Origin of the sequence: Chitinophaga sp. LS1 (assembly GCF_034274695.1) — a bacterium.
Classification (GTDB): Bacteria; Bacteroidota; Bacteroidia; order Chitinophagales; family Chitinophagaceae; genus Chitinophaga.
This window is the reverse complement of sequence record NZ_CP128362.1, coordinates 5,940,356-5,960,171: the sequence shown is the minus strand read 5'-3', so window position 1 is coordinate 5,960,171 and position 19,816 is coordinate 5,940,356. Positions and strand designations below refer to the sequence as shown.

Genomic DNA, 19,816 nt, shown 5'->3' with positions numbered 1-19,816 from the left:
TTGAGTCTATTTGATTAGTTGATTAAGGGAAATGGGCATAGTCATAATAACAACCAGTTGAGTCTATTTGATTAGTTGATTAAGGGAAATGGGCATAGTCTTAATAACAACCAGTTGAGTTTATTTGATTAGTTGATTAAGGGAAATGGGCAACATTCAGCCTATTGATAAGTCATAATAAATACAGAAGCTACCCAACCCTTAAATAAATGAAAAGCGATTTACCGCAATTCCGGCAAATACTTCCAATACCTTTTAGGCATATGCTGTAACTGCAATTTCCTGTTTACCCTACCCGCGATATTCGCCCCTTTATAATAAGTTTGCCACAATGCCTGGTAGTCATTTTCATTCGGATCCCAAATCCCCTCCTGTTTATCCATCTCCATCCAAATAGTATCCACCTTCTCCAAATCATAATAAATTCCATAGTTCCTCACCCTGTCATAAATCATCCAACACTGATCTGCATATCGCTCTTTAAAGTGCCGGATGATTAAAGGAAGCACATTATAGTCCGGGGCAACCAGGCTGAAATAAATACCATCTTTCGTCAATTGAAACCGTACAAAAGCCTCCATTCGATGCTTCTCTCTATGCACCTTGCGAGCCGTCTGGGCAACAAACAGCACAAAAGCATTACCGAAATCATGCTCTATAGTAAACTGATTTTCAAATATATAACGCGCATAGTTTAACAATTGATCTTCAATAACATCTATTTCTGAGAGAAAAGCAGCGAAAAACTGATGTAACCCATCTGCTGATAGTTTTTTGCTAAGACCCATCCAGACCCGATCTGCCTTTTCCAGGTCGGTTTGCACTGAAATTGTGGTAGCAAACATGTCCGGAACGAAGGCATTTTCCTTCCTGATCACCCCCTGTTTTTTATAACTATCGAACACGGCCGTTAAGAACCCTTCAAACGAACCATCATATAGATAAATCTCCATATCAGAATAAAGAAAGTTGAGGAGTATGTAGTTTTAGGTACTTGCTATGTGACTGATGTAAGATCTGTCGCCTGATCTGTCCGGAAGTATAATCCTTCTTCTCCATCGCACCTTTCTTGCACGTAATGAAGTACTTAGCACGGTTTAATTGAACCCCCATTTGCTGTAACTGGTCCCACCCCAGCGCACTAAAAGTACGGGCTGCGATGATCTTGTTCACGCTGTTCATTCCGATGCCCGGAATTCTGGCGATCAGCATTTTATCGGCCGTATTGATATCTATCGGGAAAAAGTGCATGTTCCGCAATGCCCAGGATAATTTCGGGTCTATCTCAGTATCAAGGTGAGGATTAGCGTCATTTAGTAACTCATGTGCATTGAACCCATAAAACCGCATTAACCAGTCCGCCTGGTATAACCGGTTCTCTCTCATCATGGGTACCTGACTTTGTAAACCTGGTAAGCGGGCATCGTTACTGATGGGTACATAACCGGAATAATACACCCGCTTCAACTTAAACTGCTGGTAAAACCGGGAGGCCAGGTGTACGATATCCTTATCCGTTTCCTTCCCTGCTCCCACTATGACCTGTGTGCTTTGGCCCGCGGGTACAAATGTGGGTACCTTTTTTAGCACCTTGCGTTCATCATCCAGCCGGATAATTTCATTTTTGAGAAAGTTCATGGGCTGGATCATATCAGCCCGCTTCTTCTCAGGTGCTAATAATTTTAGTCCTTCCTCAGTAGGTAGTTCCAGGTTGACACTCAACCGGTCAGCATACATACCTGCTTCCTTCATCAGTTCATCGCTGGCACCGGGAATGGCTTTGAGATGGATGTAGCCATTGAACTTGTGTATGGTTCTCAGGTCCTTGGCAATCCTCACCATACGTTCCATTGTATAATCCGGGTTTTTAAATATCCCCGAGCTGAGGAAAAGCCCTTCTATATAATTCCTTCGGTAAAAATTGATCGTCAGATCCACGACCTCCTGTACAGTAAAGGCCGCCCTTTTGATATCGTTGCTCTTGCGGGATACGCAATAAGCACAATCGTAAATGCAGTAATTGGTTAACAGGATCTTTAAGAGAGAGATACATCGCCCATCGGGTGTATAAGAATGGCAAATACCCATACCTGGATGGGTATTGCCAAGCCCCTTGTTTGTATTTTTCCGGTCGCTGCCACTGCTTGCACAACTCACATCGTATTTGGCAGCGTCCGCCAGTATGGATAGTTTTTCATGAACTCTTTCCTGCATGACAATCACTTTAGCCAAAAATACTAAAATATTTAGCATTTCAACCTAATAAAACATTCAAGAAAGAGGGAATTCACCAACGGATAATGAAAACCATTTTCAAAGAAAGAGCCTGCATCCACCGGATACAAGCTCTTCAAAATTCATTTAATCATTGTTACTCTTTCACATACACCTCTATAATGGCATGCGTTGGCCTTCTCGGCGCCAAAAACACATCCGCTTTCTTATAGTGCGCCTCCAGCTCATACCGCAAAGCAAACGGGAAGAAGTTATTATTCTCCGGCGCATATTCATACAACACCACATCATAATACTGGTTCCTCACCTTTTGGGTAAACACACTCAGCTGTTTATTGAACATCCCTACACCCAAATGATACCAGAGCGGACTATCGCTACCCGTTTCCGGGGTATAAGGCATTTCTGCGGCCAACGGAGTTAACTCAGTCATGTTCAATACTTTAAGATGTCCTTTATTATTCTTCACCACAGGCATATCCATCAGTTTCCGCATGCCCTCCACCGTTTGTGGCGGCATATAAATTCCTTTAAACGCTTTCAGATCAGAGAATACCCATTTGGAAGTCGGAACATCTGTCGTATCCCATTCGATCATATAGTTGTTACGAGACACCACATTCTCCCCCGTTTTACTCACCATTGGCTCAAATGCGGCAAAAGAGGTATCCGCATGTAACGCCGGTAGTTTATTCACCGATTCATCATGTGGTAACAACCGGCTCGTTACCTTATCCATATATTTCCAGAAGGTACCTGACCACCATAGCAACACAAGTAATGCCGCACCTGCAAATGCCGGTTTTCTACTCAGGTCAATGTGCAACTGATCCACTAAGCGGGACGCAATAAATGCAAATGCGAATGCATGGAAGAAGATATTATTATCAGGCGGGGTGTAGCTAGTTACCTGAAAGATAGCCGATTCTGCCAGTATACCTAAAGTTAACAGCGTAAACAGCATTGCCTGTCTATCCTGCCAGTAAGCTTTGAATTGTTTAAACGCAGGCAGCAACACGATCACCATCATCACGATATAGAACTTAATCCATTGTGACTGGTACAACACTTCTGACACAATATCATACAATGACAAACGACTATTATGCGGCGCCTGTCCGTGGTTAAACCAGTATCCAAATCCATAGTGAATAAACGGACCAATAAAGATCGCAGCTACTATACCATAGAAAGCAACATATAAAGGTACATCCCATAAGCGCTTCTGATTTAAGCTATTATAGGTCAACAACGCCAGCGACAGCAACAATGCCAGACCACCGCCATCCTGTTTGGTAAAGAAGGACAGGAAGGTGAACAGGGCGGCTAAAAAAAGATGCAGGAACTTAACCCGGCCCTGTGGTCCCATCAGGAAACGGAACAAAAACGCCAGTCCGACCAACTCATACACAATCACCGTCTGGTTGTACCATGGCCAGAAATTGAAGAAAGAATACGACAGGACAAACAACAACACAGAAAGGATCCTTATCACCGGTTTTACATCCAGACTTTTCAGGATAGACCTGAAAGAGATCCCTGCCAGAATGTTCATAAACACCTGCGCCTTCACCAAAGTCACCAGTTGCGGCCCAAAGATTTTAAAAAACAATGCAGGTACAATCCAGAAACCATACCCTAATGGCAACCCAAAATCACGATAAGGTACCTGACCCTGGGAAATACGATAAGCCCCTTCCCAGGACAAAAAGATATTGACCCTGTATGGTAAGGGAACGAAAAGGGGGAACAACGCCACGCCGATAATGATTACAATTTCTGTAACAAAAGCGCTCTTTCGGCTGAACGGAGCATAAGTTGACGGCATACAAAAACGGGGATAAAAACGAGTGTAAAATTGTATTGAACGGACCAAAAATAGGAGAATTAACCGTAAAATTGCTTTTTTTCACGCAGTTGTTCCATAAACCATCGTATATTGGCACGGTTATTAAGAACTTATCCCCGTGCAATATTTAAAATTATTAAGACCCTCCCATTGGGCAAAAAATCTGTTTTTATACATACCCCTTTTCTTTGCTGGCGAAATTTTCGACTATGCCAAAGTTGTCGAAGTACTCCTCGGTTTCTTTGCATTTAGTCTCATCGCCAGTAGTATTTACATTATCAATGATTATAATGATGTGGAGGCCGATCGTCGCCATCCTGTTAAGTGCAAACGCCCTATTGCATCAGGTGCTGTCTCCAAACCAATGGCGCTCGTATTCTTTGTACTTTGCCTGCTGATAGGAGGTTTATTAGCGTGGTATGTGAAACCCAAATTCCTGTTTGTAACAGGTATTTACTTCATTATCAACCTGCTATACTCCTTCGGATTAAAAAACATCAGTATCCTCGACATCCTGATACTATCCATCGGCTTTGTATTGCGTGTCAAGGCAGGCGGGGTGGCTGCCAATGTAGCGGTATCTGAATGGCTCATGATAATGGTATTCCTGCTGGCACTTTTTATGGCCGTAGCCAAACGCCGCGACGATGTGCTGATCAAAACCAGCACTGGCCAGGAAATGCGAAAAGCCGCCGCCGGTTACAACCTGGACTTCATGAACGTCATGCTGGCACTGGTTTCGGCCGTGATCATAGTGGCTTACCTCATGTATACCATGGCACCAGAAACCATGATCCGCTTCAAGACATACCGTCTTTACTATACCTGCCTGTTCGTAATTGGCGGATTATTACGATATTTGCAAATAACATATGTAGAGAACAATACAGGTTCTCCTACCAAAATCCTATACAAAGACCGTTTCATACAATTAACCATACTCCTGTGGGTGCTGAGTTTTTATGTGCTTATTTATTTACCCACTAACAAAAGTTTTTTTGAGTAATGGAAAAACGGTTAGCAAACTGGGGCAACTACCCCATCATCTCCTGCGATGAGACAACATTTACGCAGGTAGATCAGGTTGAGGACATGATTTCCTCACATTCTTCCATCATTGCCCGCGGCAACGGCCGCTGCTATGGTGACGCCTCGCTGGCTACTAATAGTATTTCCACTCTTAAGTTTGACAAGGTGTTGCAGTTCGATACTGAGACCGGCGTCTTTGAATGCCAGTCGGGTATCACTTTAGACCAGATCCTCCGGATCGTAGTGCCTGAAGGCTGGTTCCTCCCTGTCACACCCGGTACAAAGTTTATTACCGTAGGTGGTGCTGTAGCTTCCGATGTTCATGGTAAGAACCATCATGCGGAAGGCTCGTTCTCGAACCACATCATCGATATGGACGTTATCACTGGTAAAAAGGAAACCCTTACCTGCTCGAAGGACAAATTGCCCGACCTGTTCTGGGCTACCTGCGGTGGTATGGGACTAACCGGCATTATTACCCGTGTGAAGTTCGGCCTCAAGAAAGTTGAAACTGCGTATATCAAACAGAAGCAGATCAAAGCCAAAAATCTGGACGAATTGATCCGCCTCTTTGAAGAATATAATCAGTATACCTACAGCATGGCCTGGATCGATTGCCTGCAGAAAGGCGATAGTTTTGGCCGTGGTATACTCATCGTAGGTGAACATGCTACAAAGGAGGAACTGAATGCCCAGCAACAGCCAGCCCCTTTGAACCTGCCTGAGAAACGCCCGCTGTCAGTTCCGTTCAATTTCCCATCATTTGCCCTTAACACATTGACGGTGAAGGCCTTCAACTGGTTGTATTATGCAAAGAATACCAAAAGGGAGATTAACAATGTGATCCCTTACGAACCATTCTTCTACCCGCTGGATGCAATTTTGCACTGGAACCGTGGTTATGGCAAAGCTGGATTTGTACAATACCAGTTCGTGCTGCCATTGGATAAGAAGGAAGGTCTCGTGGAAATCCTGAAGCGCATCAGCGATGCAGGATTGGGTTCTTTCCTGGCGGTACTGAAAGTATTTGGTCACCAGGACGACCTGATCTCATTTCCAAGACAAGGGTATACCCTGGCGCTGGACTTCCCGGTGCGCAAAGGACTCTTTGCATTCCTGGATGAACTGGATGCTGTGGTACTCCAATACGGTGGAAGGTTGTACCTTTCCAAAGATGCCCGGATGAAGAAAGAAGTATTCTGGCAGAGTTATCCCAATGCACAGCGATTTGCAGAAATTGTAAAAGCTTATAATGGTGATAATATCTTCCATTCTGTACAGTCTGAACGACTGGGTATCAATTGATTAATTTCACCGTCTTAACCGAACATTAGAATATGCCTACTGCACTCATATTGGGCGCGGGGTCTGACATGGCCGTAGCTATTGCCAGACACTATGCCGGCGGGAAATATGATCTCCAGCTGGCCGCCCGAAACGTTGATTCCCTCTACCCGTTACAACAGGATCTACAAATTCGCTATCATATCAAGGCCGAAAGCTTTGCATTCGATGCGACGGATTTTGATAGTCATGCTGCTTTTTATGCAGGGCTGCCCGTTAAACCAGATATCACAATCTGCGTGTTTGGCTACCTTGGCGAACAGGAAAAGGCACAATCCAACTGGTCAGAAGCTGCCCGTATTATTCATACCAATTTCACCGGAGCGGTGTCTATCTTAAATATAGTGGCGGACGATTATGCTGCAAAAGGTACGGGTACCATCGTGGGTATCAGTTCTGTAGCAGGCGAACGTGGTCGTCAGAGCAATTATATATATGGTAGTTCCAAAGCTGGTTTCACAACTTACCTCAGTGGCTTGCGCAACCGGCTCTTTCACAAGGGCGTGCACGTACTGACTGTAAAACCGGGTTTCGTGTATACCCGTATGACGGAACACCTGAAGATGCCGCCATTGCTGACGGCACAGCCACAAGCTGTGGCAAAAGATGTATATAAGGCCGCTGTCAAAAAGAAAAATGTTCTTTACACAAAGTGGTTCTGGCGATATATCATGCTCATCATCAAGTCGATACCGGAAGGCATTTTCAAAAAACTAAAATTATAATGAAGCCATCCATCGCATTTTTTGATTTTGATGGGACGATCACAACAAAGGATACGCTCTTTGAGATCATCCGTTTTCATAAAGGTAGTGCTGTTTTGAATATTGGAATGGCCCTGCTCTCCCCTGCCTTAGTGGCTTTTAAGATGAACCTGATTTCCACTCAACGAATGAAGGAAATGGTATTTCGGTTTTTCTTTGGAGGAACACAGATAGATACTTTTCGGGATAAATGTGCAGCGTTTTGTGCAGAAAAATTGCCTGAGCTGGTGAAGGAAAATGCCCTGCAGGCGATTCGACAGCACCTGTTACAAGGACATCAGGTTGCAGTTGTGACAGCTTCGGCAGAAGAATGGGTGGAACCATGGTGTAGCAGTCTGGGAATTGTTTGTATCGGTACCAGGTTAGAAGTGCGCAATGCATTGATTACCGGAAAGATACAAGGGTTGAATTGCAATGGCCCTGAAAAGGTGGAACGGATTAAGCAGACATTTGACCTGAATGGATATGATGATATTTATGCCTATGGAGATACGAATGGAGATAAACCGATGTTGGAAATGGCGAAGTATGGATATTTCAGAAAGTTTTAAATGCTGGCTGATTTAGGAAAATTCTACATGTTAGCTACTCCCGGGAAGTTCTAATTTTATAAAGGGGGCGTCTTCTGGACGTCCCCTTTCTTTGAAAATGGTTTTCATGCCTGTTGGTGAATTCCCTCTTTCATGAATGTTTCATTCGGATACCGGATGTAGAGAATTTTCGTACATGCAATTCTCATGGCCTTCCTGTAACTTATGATACATCCCCCCCTTTTTTATTCACTCCTGAGACTATTAATCGGATTTGCCAATGCAGCTTTGATCGCTTTATACCCCACCGTGATCCAGGCAATCACAATAGATAGAACTATGGCAAGTACAAATACCCCCCAGCCCAATTCGATATGATAATAATACCCCTGTAGCCAGTTGTTCATAAAGAAATACCCCAAAGGCGCTGCCACTAGAAACGCTACTCCAATTAAGATGGTGAATTCCTTTGAAAATAAATACAATATGCTTTGAACAGAGGCGCCTAACACTTTCCTGATGCCCACTTCTTTGTTCTTTTGCACCGCCATAAAAGACACTAAACCATATAATCCCAAACAGGAAATCAGGATCGCCAGGAAGGCAAAGACTTTAAACAATTGCTCCACAACGGCAGCAGATTCATAGAACTGTGCAATCTGGTCATCCATAAAAGCATAGTCATATAAATAGGTAGGATATACTGCTGTAAACGTCTTTCTGATTTGATCGGCGGTGGTCATCACCCGTTGCGGATCAATGCTCACAACGATGGCAGCGTAAGCATTAAATTCTGAAGTTACGACCGAAGGCCATATCTGCTCATCCAGCGGATTGTTGTGATAGTCTTTCAACACCCCCACCACTGGTATCGTTTTTTCTCCGATGGTGATCATCTTGCCAATGATCTCTTCATTTGATTTCAAGCCCAGTTTCTTCACCAGTGTTTCGTTCACCAGCGCCTCCCGCATACTATCATTCCCAAATATATACCTGCCTGCCGCCAGTTTCAAATCAAAAGTTTTATAATAACCGGAGTCACACATTAACTGTTTTACACTGAAATTTTCCTTTTCAGCCCTGGTATCATACTGTATGCTGGTATAATATCCTGACCTGGTAGAGGGTGCGTTATTACATAGTGTCACTGATTTTACACCCGGCAATGCTGCAAACCTGTCTTCGAGATAACGATATTTTAATTTCAATGCGCTATCACTTGGCAGATCGATCATAAGCACTGCTTCCTTCCTGAATCCCATAGACTGGTTTCTAAAATATTGCATTTGCTTTACGACAACGATGGTACCGATCACTAATAATTGTGCAATGACAAACTGAAAGATCACCAGACCTCTGCGCAGAGATACACCGCCTTTTTGCTGTGCCCTGATCCTGCTTTTTAGTGCCATAACGGGGTTAAAACCTGACAAAACCAACCCGGGATAAAATCCGGCCAGAAAGGTAACTATGACACCTGTTAGTATTAAAAACACGATAATAACAGGCAGACTGGATCCGTTCAGTACAATTGGTTTTCCCAGTATATGACTCATAGACGGCAGGGACACTACAGCCATGACTGTACCTATGATCAAGGCCAGCAAAGTGATAAGCCCTGTTTCAAACAGAAATTGTCTCAACAATTGCACCCGATTGCTTCCCAAAGCTTTACGTACCCCTACTTCTTTCGCTCTGTTCACTGACTGGGCGGTGGCGAGGTTGATAAAATTGATACAGGCTACCAGCAGCAGGAAAACCCCAATCAATGCCAGTGACCACATTTCACGGGGAGCGATCCTGTTGGTATAAGGCAGGTCATATTCCGGATCCATGTGCATGGTAGTCAGCGGCTGCAAAAAGAGTTGTGTATATGTATATTGTTTTTTCTCCTGTTCCTTATAATGGGTGGTAACGAAACGGGGAAATTGAGATGCAATACTTTTAGGATCAGTTCCGGGTTTTAACACCACAAAACACTGGGAGCCACCGATCAAATGAGACCAGTTATCTTTCGCCTTTTCGCGCAAACTACCATTCCCTAAACTCAGGAGCGTTTCGAAGGAAGCTGCGAGTTCAAAAGGAACATCTGTGTTTTTGGGTAAATCTTTGAATACACCCGTTACTCTCAGGGGAACTCTATATGACCATAATTGAATGGTCTTGTCCATCGCTGCCTGTGCACTGCCAAAATAGGCTATTGCCCTGCTTTCACTGATCACTGCGGTATTGGGCATTTTCATTTCTGCCGCATTGCCTATGATCCATTTTACATCGAAGATGTCAAATAGTTGAGGTTCAACGAAGTATTGGCCACGACTCACTTCTTTTACCCGCATTTCTTCTGCCCCGTTTTTGCCGGGTATATATATCTGTGCGCCGCCAATCGTGTGCATTCTACCCACTGTTTCCATTTGTGGAAATTCCTGTCTGAAAGCATCAGGCAATGGCATGGCGACCATGGTATATTTCGACGTGATCTCGTCATTACTGAATTTCCGTTCGGTACTGACTACGCGGTAAATGCGGTTTCTTTTTGATTGATAGTTGTCATAGCTCATCTCGTTACGGATCACGAGAAAGATCAGTAAGCTGGCGCCGATGCCGATGGCCAGCCCTAATATGTTAAGGAGGGAGAATGACTTCTTTGCCCAGAGTGCTCGGAAGGATAATTTGAGATGGGTATTCATGATAATGGAATATAGAGGTTGTTGAATACAAAAAGCAGGTCAAAAACTAATGGTATTCATAATCAAATAATTACACCAAAAATCAATGCCCCTTTTGTTCATAAACGTAACAACCCGTGTTCGCTAATGAACGCCTTCCAGCCACCGGCAGGCCTTACCCCCAAACAAAAAGCGCTTTTGCCAGAGGCAAAAGCGCTTTTTGTTTGCTTTTTATCTAATTAAGCCGCAGCTTTCATACTCACTACCTTAGCTACTCTGGGTTTGATCTTTATAATCCCAACCAAATGCATCAATCTCATCACCGGATAAGTTGGATCCAACTCAAACCACTTCTTTGCAAAGTTCGGACTATCCTTATACTTATGGTGGTTATTCTGGAACAACTCACCTAACAACAGGATCCCCCATGGAGAAGTGTTCCTTGAATGATCCCCATTATCAAAACTGTGATAACCATATTTATGACCACACCAGTTCACTACCGCGCCCTGTACAGGACCCATCAGGAAGTGAATAGGCAGTAACAAATACCACCAGAAACTGGGTGCAAACGCTACATAATAACCAATATATATACCCATCCAGGCTAAACGGGTAATATTATTATCCCCGAATTTATCCATCGCATTCCACACAGGCAGCGGATCTTTGGTAAACTCTTCACTAGCCACCCGCTTTCCCTTCAGAAAATCATTATACATTTCACGTGTGTGAACCATCATAGCCCATACATCTTTGAAGAAGTGTGGTGAATGTGGATCTTCCTCCGTATCACTAAACTCATGATGCATTCTGTGCATCACACCATACGCACGGGGTACCAGATAAGAACTTCCCTGGAAAAACCAGGTAGAAAAATAGAATACTTTTTCCCAGAACTTGCTGGTCGTATACATCTGGTGGGATGCATACCTGTGCAGGAAAAAGGTATGGAAGAAAAGCGACAGGAACCAGTGCGCGAAGAAAAATATCAATATCGCCGTCATTAACTCTTTTTAATTTTTTTTGATCAATAAGGGGCCGAAGATAAAATAAATACTATCATTAATTACGTAATAACCATATAGATAGTTTACAATAGTTGGTTATTCGGCCATACATAAGGCTCAAAAAAATGTTAAAATTTACTATTTAAGAGGCACGTCGGGCAATTTGAGTTGGCTCAGTTCGTTATTTCTTTATCCTCACCTTCCGTAATTCCAGCTGATTTAACCCGTTAGTTTCCATCCCCTCCACATTTGGCTGAATCAGGTGAATAACCTCATCATAAAACAATGGCACAACAGGCGCATCTGCCACTATCATCCTATCCATCTGGTTATAAAGGCTGTACCGCACGCTATCATTATTCTCCTGCAAGGCGGCTTCATAGAGTTTATCGTACGCTGGGTTTTTATATCTCGTATAGTTCGGTGGCGCCGGGTTTTTGCTGTAAAACACGGCAAGGTAGTTCTCCGCATCTGCATAGTCTCCCATCCAGCTACCTCTGAAGAATAGCGCATCCGACTTAGCAGTTTGCTCCAGCAACAATGCTTTTTGTAATACCTCTACCTGTACGGTAATACCTATTTGCTGCAGCTGGTTCGCTACATAGTTGGCATAATCTTCATAAACAGGAATGGACAATAGCTTGATCGGCGGCAATCCCTTGCCCTCCGGGTATCCAGCTTCTTTTAAAAACTGTCTGGCTTTCGCAGGATTAAAATTATATCCTTTTACTTTACTTGTATCAAATGAAGGTAAGCCCTGGGGGATAAATCCTGCATTGGCAGGCGTACCAATACCATTGCGGAGATAAGTGATCATCTTCGCCCTGTCAAAACCATAATTGATGGCGAGGCGGATATTTTTTAACCGCGTAGGCGATTGACGGATTTTGGTACTATCCAACAGGAACCCAAAGTATTCTACATTCAGTTGCGGCGTCTTATCCAGGATCATCTTTCCGGCCCACTCCTTTTTTAACTCTCCCTTCTTATTCAGTACCTCATCTTTAAAAGAAGCATCGATATCATTCATAAAATCCAGTTGCCCCTGTCGGAATAACAGGAATTCGGTAGCCTTGTTATCGAGGAAACTCATCTTCACGGCATCTAAATAAGGAAGTCCTTTTTCAAAATAATGCGGAAACTTATGTAATACCAATGCCTGTCCTTCTTCCCAGTAATCAAATTGAAACGGCCCTGTACCACAGGGATGTTTTCTGAAATCCTTACCATACTTCTCAACGATTTCATGGGGAATAACAGAGCAATATTGCATACTTAGAATACCCAACACAGGATGAAACGGTTGCAATAAAGTGAGTCTGAAGGTAGAGTCATCCAGGGCTTCAAAGCCTTTGTCTTTATCGACTTTGCCATTAAAGATCCAGGCCCCTGCAGAGGCGGTAGCCGGGTCCATAATACGATGTAAGCTATACACCACATCGCTGGCTATCATCTTCCGTCCTTTGCCACCGGGGAATACATCATTATCATGAAAGAATACATCCGTGCGCAGGTGAAAGGTATACACCTTTGCATCTGGTGATACTTCCCAGCTTTGTGCCAGCGAAGGCCTGATCTGCAATTGCTGATCCGGTTCCACCAGGGTATTATATAATTGTTTGACCGCCCAGATGATAGACTGGTTCTTCGCAAATGCCGGATCGAGGGTGGCAATACCGTCTACCACATTGTACCGGAATACCTGCCGTTTATCAGCCTGTTTGGTCTGACAACTACTCAAAAGGAATACAGTTGCCCATATTATTAAAAAACGTTGTATGCTCATTAAACTGAAAATTAATATCTTTCCGTTATAAAAATATCAATTTCTATGCGTGGCTTACTGTTGCTTTTATTGGTCATAACTACAGCCTTCTCGGTTAGCGCCCAGGAGCGGACCTTCACCCATGCGGATACACTCCGTGGTTCAATCACCCCTGCCAGGGAATGGTGGGATGTTCAGAACTACGATCTTCATGTGGCGCTAAACGCACAAGATAGTACCCTGGGAGGCTATAATATCATTACCTACTTTATAAATAAACCGGATAGCATTATGCAGATAGATCTGCAGTTGCCTATGGAAGTAGACAGTGTCATGCAGGATAAACAGAAGCTGGCGTACGAGCGTGATGGCGATGCGGTGATGGTGCGTACACTGGCACAGCAACCAAAGGGAAGTACGAAGAAGATAACGATCTTTTTCCATGGCCGTCCTAAGACTGCTGTAAATCCACCATGGGATGGCGGTATCATCTGGCGCAAAGACAAAGATGGCCGTCCATGGATCGCCACTGCCTGCCAGGGAACTGGTGCAAGCGTGTGGTGGCCTAACAAGGATACCCAGTCAGATGAACCGAATGATATGACGATTGCCGTGACTGTGCCGAACTTCCTTGTAGATGTGTCAAATGGCCGTCTGAAGAAAAAAGTATCTAATAAAGATGGTACCGATACCTATATATGGTATGTGGCCAACCCGATAAATAACTATGATGTAGCGCTGAACATCGGCAACTATAAAGAGATCAAAGATACCTACAATGGTGAGGGCGGTAAACTGGACCTGAGCTATTGGGTACTGGATTATAATGTAGATACAGCTACCATTCACTTTGAAGAAGTGAAGAAAATGCTGCAATGCTTCGAGTATTGGTTTGGTAAATATCCTTTCTACCAGGATAGCTATAAGCTGATCGAAGCGCCGCATTTAGGCATGGAGCACCAGAGTGGTGTGGCCTATGGTAATGGCTTCGGCTGGGGGTATAAAGGTCGTGACCTGTCCGGCAGCGGCTGGGGTTTGAAGTGGGACTTTATCATCGTACATGAGAGTGGCCACGAGTGGTTTGGAAACAACATTACCAGCAAGGACATTGCAGATATGTGGATCCATGAGGCATTCACGAACTATTCAGAGACATTATATACTGAATGTGAGTTCGGTAGAAAGGCGGCTTTCGAATATATTACAGGTGTACGGCAGAATATCAGGAATGATGAGCCAATCATTGCGCCATATGGGGTGAATGCGGAAGGTAGTGGGGATATGTATTATAAAGGGGGGAATATGGTCCATACCATTCGCCAGATAGTGAACAACGACAATGTATTCAGGGATGTGTTGAGAGGAATGAACCAGGCGTTCTGGCATCAGACAGTGACGACGAAGGATATTCTTGACTACCTGAATTTCCGTACACAGATGAACTTTACAAAGGTGTTTGAACAATACCTGATGCATACTACGATTCCTACGCTGGAATATCATTTTAATGGGAATGAGTTGCAGTTCAGGTGGGTGACGGATGTGGAGAATTTCAATATGCCGGTGAAGGTGACACTGAATGATAGAGGGTATCAGTTTATTTATCCGGGTAAGCATTGGCAATCAACGCAGTTTACCATGTCGAATAAAAAGGACTTTAAGGTAGATCCGAATTTTTACATACATGTTAAGCAGATCTAAACTGATTTAAAAGTTTATAAGTTTATAAAGGGCCTTCCAATCAGGAGGGCCTTTTCACCAACCTGAACCCATGCTGCCAGGTCCCTGTTCTAAACCCATAGGCATACCACAAAATACTCAGCGGCTCAATATTCCTGCTCATTTCAATACTACCCATATCCACAATATCAATCCACCCCATTTGCTGTAATAACTCAGTTACTGTCGTCTTCGCCTGTCGTTTATTTCCACAAATAAACATGGTAGGTGCATCCTGCTCATGTTGTGGCCGGAACATTGATTCATGCCCGATACAACTCAATGCCTTCACCACATGTGCATCCGGTGGCAACCACGCTTGCAGCTGCTCCCCCGCAGAGCTGGTATGCCCGATAGAAAAACTCAGCCTCCCCTGCTGATCGGGGCCTTTCCCATCCAGCGGGTTCGTCACATCCACTACAACTTTGTTTTTGAAATTCCATAACCCGGCCGCCTCAATGGCTTTTTGGGTACCTGCCCAGCTGGTACAGATGACGAGTAGTTCTCCCTGAGCCGCTGCTTCCCGAAAAGGAGCAGCAATCACATTATTGCCAATTTTTCGTATCCATTGTTGCAGGGATTCTTTGGAAGGATTACGGGTGCCAAGGATCACTTCATGTCCTGCCCTGACCAGGCCTTCACTTAGTGTAAGGCCGACGGGGCCGCTGCCCAGGATACCTATTTTCATGCTTCCGTTATTTGTGGGTAACTAATTTAATGAAAATAATTGGATTTCCCGTCCCTGCTGGCCGCAGGGCACCTTGTTATCATTAACGTATTGCTAAACCAGACCCGGCACCTTGCTATCATTAACGTATTCCTACACCAACCCGCCCCCCTTGCCATCATTAACGTTTCCCCCTGCCAACCGCAGGCCCCGCCCAAAAACGAAAACGCTTCTACCAAAGGTAAAAGCGTTTTCGTTTTGCTATTTCAAATCTCTTATTGCTGCAAATACCCTATAAACTTATTCAACCCCTGTCGCTTCGAAGGCGTCAAAGGAAAACTCAGATTCTTCACATAATAAGTCGTCAGATCATACTCCCCATAAGGATTCTCCGCCACTACCGCCGGAATATTACTAATCCCTATCCCATTCGCATTATTAAACTGCTGAATAAACTCTATTGGCAATGGCTTATTACTAATCCACGCCGCAAACACCATCGGCAAACTCGTATACCTGATCCAATGCTCCGCCAGGTCATAAATATAAGGAGACACCTTACGCTGTAAAAACGCCCTGTCCCCAATCACTAAACCAGCATCCGTTCCTTTGATATTCCCTTCATAATCACCTGTAGTAGGAATAAACTCCACATCCAGCTTCCAGTAATCCCTCACCAGCAATTTCAACAATGCCACTGAAGACCGGCTCTGATAGTCCAGATAAATCCGCTTAATGTCATGCAAAGGAACATCCGAGAACAAACACACCGATGCAACCGGCCCTTCCGCTCCAATACAATAATCTGAAATAATGTGGTACTCCTTCATCTTCGGTATCACTGCCACTGGTACAAGTCCAACGTCTACAACCCCATCTATAAGCTGCTGGCCTATCTTAGCCGGATAATCCACACTCAACTCCATCATGTCCATCACCGGATGATTCCTAAATCCAAATAATAATGGCTTGGTATTCAAATAACTTACTGCCGCTACTTTTACTTTCCGTTCCAATTTCAGTAATTTTGCCGGCTAAATTAGGACATTTTAGCTATATGTATCCTGTAATGGGTGAAAACCACCTATTACTAAACAATAAAATTATAGTATGCAATTACAATCATTGACCGCCATTTCCCCGCTGGATGGGCGTTATCGCAAGCAACTGGAAGAACTGGCCCCTTATTTTTCTGAATTTGCACTCATCCGCTACCGCGTATTGGTAGAGATTGAATACTTCATCGCCCTCGGCGAACAGAAGTTATTCACCCTCCCCAAAAACCAGGTAGGGGCCCTGCGTAAGATCTATCAGGAATTTACGGTAGAAAATGCCCAGCTGATCAAGGAAACGGAGAAAGTGACGAATCATGATGTAAAAGCTGTAGAATACTTCGTTAAAAACGAGCTGAAAGGCTTAGGCCTGGAAGATAAACTGGAGTGGGTACACTTCGGTCTGACATCCCAGGATGTCAACAACACCGCTACCCCCCTGTTCTGGAAGGAAGCAATTGAACATGTATATATGCCAGCTATCGCTAACCTGGTTCTGCAGCTGAAAAAGTTCGGCAAACAATGGATCAGGATCCCCATGCTGGCACGTACACATGGCCAACCCGCATCTCCGACCATCCTGGGTAAAGAGATCCTGGTATTTGCTGAAAGACTGGAAGGTCAGATAAAACTGCTGGGAGATATTCCTTTTGCAGCTAAATTCGGCGGTGCTACCGGCAACTTTAATGCACACCACGTAGCATTCCCTAAGATCAACTGGGAAAAGTTCGGTGACAAGTTCGTGAACAATACCCTGGGCTTACAGCGTATGAAGTACACGACCCAGATCGAACATTATGACAACATTGCTGCGCAATTCGATACCTTAAAACGTATCAATACTATCCTCATAGATTTCAGCCGCGATATCTGGCAGTATATCTCTATGGATTATTTCAAACAGAAGATCAAGGCGAATGAAGTAGGCTCTTCTGCCATGCCGCACAAAGTAAATCCGATCGATTTCGAAAATGCAGAAGGTAACCTGGGTCTGGCAAATGCGCTGTTTGAGCACCTGAGTGCAAAACTGCCTATTTCACGTTTACAACGTGACCTCACTGACTCTACCGTATTGAGGAATGTAGGTGTGCCTTTCAGCCACTCTATCCTCGCATTGAAGTCCCTCGCAAAAGGCATGGAAAAGCTGATCCTGAACGAAGCGAAACTGCACGATGATCTGGAAAATAACTGGGCCGTAGTAGCTGAAGCTATTCAGACAGTACTGCGCAGGGAAAATTATCCTCAGCCTTACGAAGCACTGAAAGCGTTGACGCGTGGTGGTGAACAGATCACACAGAAGACGATGCATAAATTTATCGATGGGCTGAAAATAAGCGCAAGCCTAAAGAAAGAATTAAAGGCTATCACGCCTCACAATTACACCGGCATTTGGTAGCCGGCCGCAGGCCAACCGCCCGACCACAAATTTCTTTTGCCAAAGCCAAAAGAAATTTGTGGTCCTTTTTTAAAAACCACCTTCACCCCCACCCCTCAAAAACAATCCTCAAAATGCACCAACTCATGACTCCCATCCCTCCTAAAAGTAATCGCCACAATATCAAATCTTATCCGTTTCGGTAATTCCCTCATCCTATCCATATACCCATTCGCTACCGCCCGAATATGCCTGATCTTCCTCTCAGTCACATTCTTCTCAGGAAAACCCCAAATATCAGAAGCCAACGTCTTCACCTCCACAAAAACCAAACAATCCCCCTTCCTTACAATCAAATCAATCTCCTTCCGCCCCAACTTCCAATTGGCATGCAAAATGATATAATCCTGTGCTAAAAAATGCGCCCTCGCAATTTCCTCGCCTTTTTTACCTAAATCAAGGTAGGTTAACATTGGATTTTGAATATTTTTTAACTTCCTTTGGGGAAATTTTTTAGGTTCACTGTTATTGAAAATAAACAATTATAACGCATAACGTATGAGTGAGAAGAAACTATTCAGACTGGAAGGTAAGGTTCAAAATTATGCATGGGGAGGATTCCACTATATCCCATCCCTCCTGGGCATCCCCGAAACAAACAATCCCAGCGCGGAATACTGGATGGGTGCACACCAAAGCGCACCTTCAAAAATTGATACAGACGGTCAGACCACTGCACTCGACCAACTGATCAAAGCCAATCCTACCGCTGCCCTGGGCCAGAAAGTATGGGATCGCTTCGGTGAACTGCCTTTCCTGTTCAAAATCCTCGACGTAAAAGACATGTTATCTATCCAGGTGCATCCTACCAAAGTAGAAGCTGAAAAAGGGTTTGCCCGTGAAAACGAAGCTGGTATTCCTTTGAACGCATCGCACCGTAATTATAAAGATGCCAACCACAAGCCTGAAATCATGGTAGCCCTCAGCGAATTCTGGCTGCTCCATGGCTTCCTGCCTGAAGATAAACTGAAGAATGTACTGACTACCGTACCTGAATTTGCTACTCTCGCACCTATCTTCGAAAAAGAAGGTTATTATGGGCTGTACAAAGCAGTGATGGAACTGCCACAGGAAGAAGTGAACAAATTCCTTCGTCCGCTGGCAGAAAGAGTATTGCCTGCTTACCAGGCAGGTACCCTGCACAAATCAGATCCTGCTTTCTGGACAGGTCGTGCCATCGCAAATGATCCTCAGGGCCTCGAAAGACTGGATAGAGGAATCTTCTCTATTTACTTCTTTAATATTATGGAAGTACATGAAGGCGATGCAGTATTCCAGGATGCAGGTATTCCTCACGCTTACCTCGAAGGCCAGAATGTGGAACTGATGGCAAATTCTGACAATGTGCTGCGTGGTGGGCTGACACCTAAACATATTGATGTACCTGAATTGCTGAAACATACCCGTTTCGAAGCAGTACATCCTAAGATCCTGAAAGGAGATGCAGTAAAGGGCGGTATGGAAAGTATTTATGCCAGTCCAGCTCCTGACTTCGTGGTAAGCCGTATCGGGCTGAAAGCGGGTCAGAAATATGAGCAGCATACCACTTCTACAGAAATTCTGCTGGTGCTGCAGGGCAATGCGACCGTTACCGGTGAAGGTGGTGTGAACCTGCCAGTGGTGAAAGGTCAGTCTGTTGTAGCATTGTATGATACCACTTACCAGATTGAATCTAAAGATGGAGTTGTTATTTACAAAGCTGGCGTTCCGGCATAATAGATATTGGCATTCCGGCATAACAGATACCG

General features: G+C 44.2%; 16 protein-coding genes. 7 read left to right on the top strand and 9 right to left on the bottom strand.

Going from position 1 to position 19,816, the window contains the following annotated elements:
• Positions 1 to 221: 221 nt before the first annotated feature.
• From QQL36_RS24595 to QQL36_RS24585, 3 genes are all read right to left on the bottom strand, one after another.
• Positions 222 to 953, bottom strand: coding sequence for a TIGR03915 family putative DNA repair protein (locus QQL36_RS24595; protein ID WP_321567112.1), 732 nt, complete (start codon positions 951 to 953; stop codon positions 222 to 224).
• 1 nt (position 954) lies between these two features.
• Positions 955 to 2,214 carry a putative DNA modification/repair radical SAM protein gene (locus QQL36_RS24590; protein ID WP_321567111.1) on the bottom strand — a complete coding sequence of 420 codons (1,260 nt, stop codon included), beginning with the start codon at positions 2,212 to 2,214 and terminating at the stop codon, positions 955 to 957.
• A 157-nt stretch (positions 2,215 to 2,371) separates the two neighbouring features.
• Complete coding sequence (locus QQL36_RS24585) at positions 2,372 to 4,063, bottom strand: hypothetical protein (protein WP_321567110.1); 1,692 nt, start codon at positions 4,061 to 4,063, stop codon at positions 2,372 to 2,374.
• 139 nt (positions 4,064 to 4,202) lie between these two features.
• Between QQL36_RS24585 and QQL36_RS24580 the strand changes: the two genes are divergently transcribed.
• Genes QQL36_RS24580 through QQL36_RS24565 form a run of 4 tightly spaced genes read left to right on the top strand, consistent with a single transcriptional unit; the run spans position 4,203 to position 7,772 of the window.
• On the top strand, positions 4,203 to 5,090 hold the full coding sequence (locus QQL36_RS24580; RefSeq protein WP_083723106.1) for a decaprenyl-phosphate phosphoribosyltransferase: 888 nt from the start codon (positions 4,203 to 4,205) through the stop codon (positions 5,088 to 5,090).
• Complete coding sequence (locus tag QQL36_RS24575; protein ID WP_321567109.1) at positions 5,090 to 6,418, top strand: FAD-binding oxidoreductase; 1,329 nt, start codon at positions 5,090 to 5,092, stop codon at positions 6,416 to 6,418. The genes QQL36_RS24580 and QQL36_RS24575 overlap by 1 nt, the downstream gene beginning before the upstream one ends.
• A gap of 32 nt (positions 6,419 to 6,450) precedes the next feature.
• Entirely contained in the window at positions 6,451 to 7,182 is a 732-nt protein-coding gene (locus tag QQL36_RS24570; protein WP_083723104.1) for an SDR family oxidoreductase, read from the top strand.
• Positions 7,182 to 7,772, top strand: a complete 591-nt coding sequence (locus QQL36_RS24565; protein ID WP_321567108.1) for an HAD family hydrolase — start codon at positions 7,182 to 7,184, stop codon at positions 7,770 to 7,772. The genes QQL36_RS24570 and QQL36_RS24565 overlap by 1 nt, the downstream gene beginning before the upstream one ends.
• A 224-nt stretch (positions 7,773 to 7,996) precedes the next feature.
• Here the strand turns inward: QQL36_RS24565 and QQL36_RS24560 are convergent, their stop codons facing one another.
• The 3 genes from QQL36_RS24560 to QQL36_RS24550 all read right to left on the bottom strand — a co-directional run bounded on the left by QQL36_RS24560 (position 7,997) and on the right by QQL36_RS24550 (position 13,216).
• A complete protein-coding gene (locus tag QQL36_RS24560; RefSeq protein ID WP_321567107.1) occupies positions 7,997 to 10,441 on the bottom strand; it encodes an ABC transporter permease in 2,445 nt (814 codons plus the stop codon).
• 218 nt (positions 10,442 to 10,659) lie between these two features.
• Entirely contained in the window at positions 10,660 to 11,427 is a 768-nt protein-coding gene (locus QQL36_RS24555) for an acyl-CoA desaturase (protein WP_083723101.1), read from the bottom strand.
• Between the two features lie 184 nt (positions 11,428 to 11,611).
• Entirely contained in the window at positions 11,612 to 13,216 is a 1,605-nt protein-coding gene (locus tag QQL36_RS24550; RefSeq protein WP_321567106.1) for an ABC transporter substrate-binding protein, read from the bottom strand.
• 45 nt (positions 13,217 to 13,261) lie between these two features.
• Here QQL36_RS24550 and QQL36_RS24545 point away from each other — a divergent pair, with 45 nt between their 5' ends.
• Complete coding sequence (locus tag QQL36_RS24545) at positions 13,262 to 14,896, top strand: M1 family metallopeptidase (protein WP_083723099.1); 1,635 nt, start codon at positions 13,262 to 13,264, stop codon at positions 14,894 to 14,896.
• 40 nt (positions 14,897 to 14,936) lie between these two features.
• Here QQL36_RS24545 and QQL36_RS24540 read toward each other — a convergent pair whose 3' ends face one another.
• On the bottom strand, positions 14,937 to 15,602 hold the full coding sequence (locus QQL36_RS24540; RefSeq protein WP_083723098.1) for an NADPH-dependent F420 reductase: 666 nt from the start codon (positions 15,600 to 15,602) through the stop codon (positions 14,937 to 14,939).
• A 254-nt stretch (positions 15,603 to 15,856) separates the two neighbouring features.
• Complete coding sequence (locus QQL36_RS24535) at positions 15,857 to 16,597, bottom strand: menaquinone biosynthesis protein (RefSeq protein ID WP_321567105.1); 741 nt, start codon at positions 16,595 to 16,597, stop codon at positions 15,857 to 15,859.
• Positions 16,598 to 16,691: 94 nt separating this feature from the next.
• Between QQL36_RS24535 and purB the strand changes: the two genes are divergently transcribed.
• Positions 16,692 to 18,029, top strand: coding sequence for an adenylosuccinate lyase (purB, locus tag QQL36_RS24530; RefSeq protein ID WP_083723096.1), 1,338 nt, complete (start codon positions 16,692 to 16,694; stop codon positions 18,027 to 18,029).
• Between the two features lie 95 nt (positions 18,030 to 18,124).
• Here the strand turns inward: purB and QQL36_RS24525 are convergent, their stop codons facing one another.
• Positions 18,125 to 18,550, bottom strand: coding sequence for a YraN family protein (locus QQL36_RS24525; RefSeq protein ID WP_143708845.1), 426 nt, complete (start codon positions 18,548 to 18,550; stop codon positions 18,125 to 18,127).
• Between the two features lie 16 nt (positions 18,551 to 18,566).
• On the opposite strand from QQL36_RS24525, the gene manA reads away from it, so the two are divergent.
• Positions 18,567 to 19,784: a mannose-6-phosphate isomerase, class I gene (gene manA / locus QQL36_RS24520; RefSeq protein WP_321567104.1), complete on the top strand. Its 1,218-nt coding sequence runs from the start codon at positions 18,567 to 18,569 to the stop codon at positions 19,782 to 19,784.
• Positions 19,785 to 19,816 lie beyond the last annotated feature (32 nt).

Bases quoted from the DNA above. Each gene is read 5' to 3' on its own strand.
- QQL36_RS24595 (WP_321567112.1), bottom strand. From the start codon at position 953: ATGGAGATTTATCTATATGATGGTTCGTTTGAAGGGTTCTTAACGGCC.
- QQL36_RS24590 (WP_321567111.1), bottom strand. From the start codon at position 2,214: ATGCAGGAAAGAGTTCATGAAAAACTATCCATACTGGCGGACGCTGCC.
- QQL36_RS24585 (WP_321567110.1), bottom strand. From the start codon at position 4,063: ATGCCGTCAACTTATGCTCCGTTCAGCCGAAAGAGCGCTTTTGTTACA.
- QQL36_RS24575 (WP_321567109.1), top strand. From the start codon at position 5,090: ATGGAAAAACGGTTAGCAAACTGGGGCAACTACCCCATCATCTCCTGC.
- QQL36_RS24570 (WP_083723104.1), top strand. From the start codon at position 6,451: ATGCCTACTGCACTCATATTGGGCGCGGGGTCTGACATGGCCGTAGCT.
- QQL36_RS24565 (WP_321567108.1), top strand. From the start codon at position 7,182: ATGAAGCCATCCATCGCATTTTTTGATTTTGATGGGACGATCACAACA.
- QQL36_RS24560 (WP_321567107.1), bottom strand. From the start codon at position 10,441: ATGAATACCCATCTCAAATTATCCTTCCGAGCACTCTGGGCAAAGAAG.
- QQL36_RS24555 (WP_083723101.1), bottom strand. From the start codon at position 11,427: ATGACGGCGATATTGATATTTTTCTTCGCGCACTGGTTCCTGTCGCTT.
- QQL36_RS24550 (WP_321567106.1), bottom strand. From the start codon at position 13,216: ATGAGCATACAACGTTTTTTAATAATATGGGCAACTGTATTCCTTTTG.
- QQL36_RS24545 (WP_083723099.1), top strand. From the start codon at position 13,262: ATGCGTGGCTTACTGTTGCTTTTATTGGTCATAACTACAGCCTTCTCG.
- QQL36_RS24540 (WP_083723098.1), bottom strand. From the start codon at position 15,602: ATGAAAATAGGTATCCTGGGCAGCGGCCCCGTCGGCCTTACACTAAGT.
- purB (WP_083723096.1), top strand. From the start codon at position 16,692: ATGCAATTACAATCATTGACCGCCATTTCCCCGCTGGATGGGCGTTAT.
- manA (WP_321567104.1), top strand. From the start codon at position 18,567: ATGAGTGAGAAGAAACTATTCAGACTGGAAGGTAAGGTTCAAAATTAT.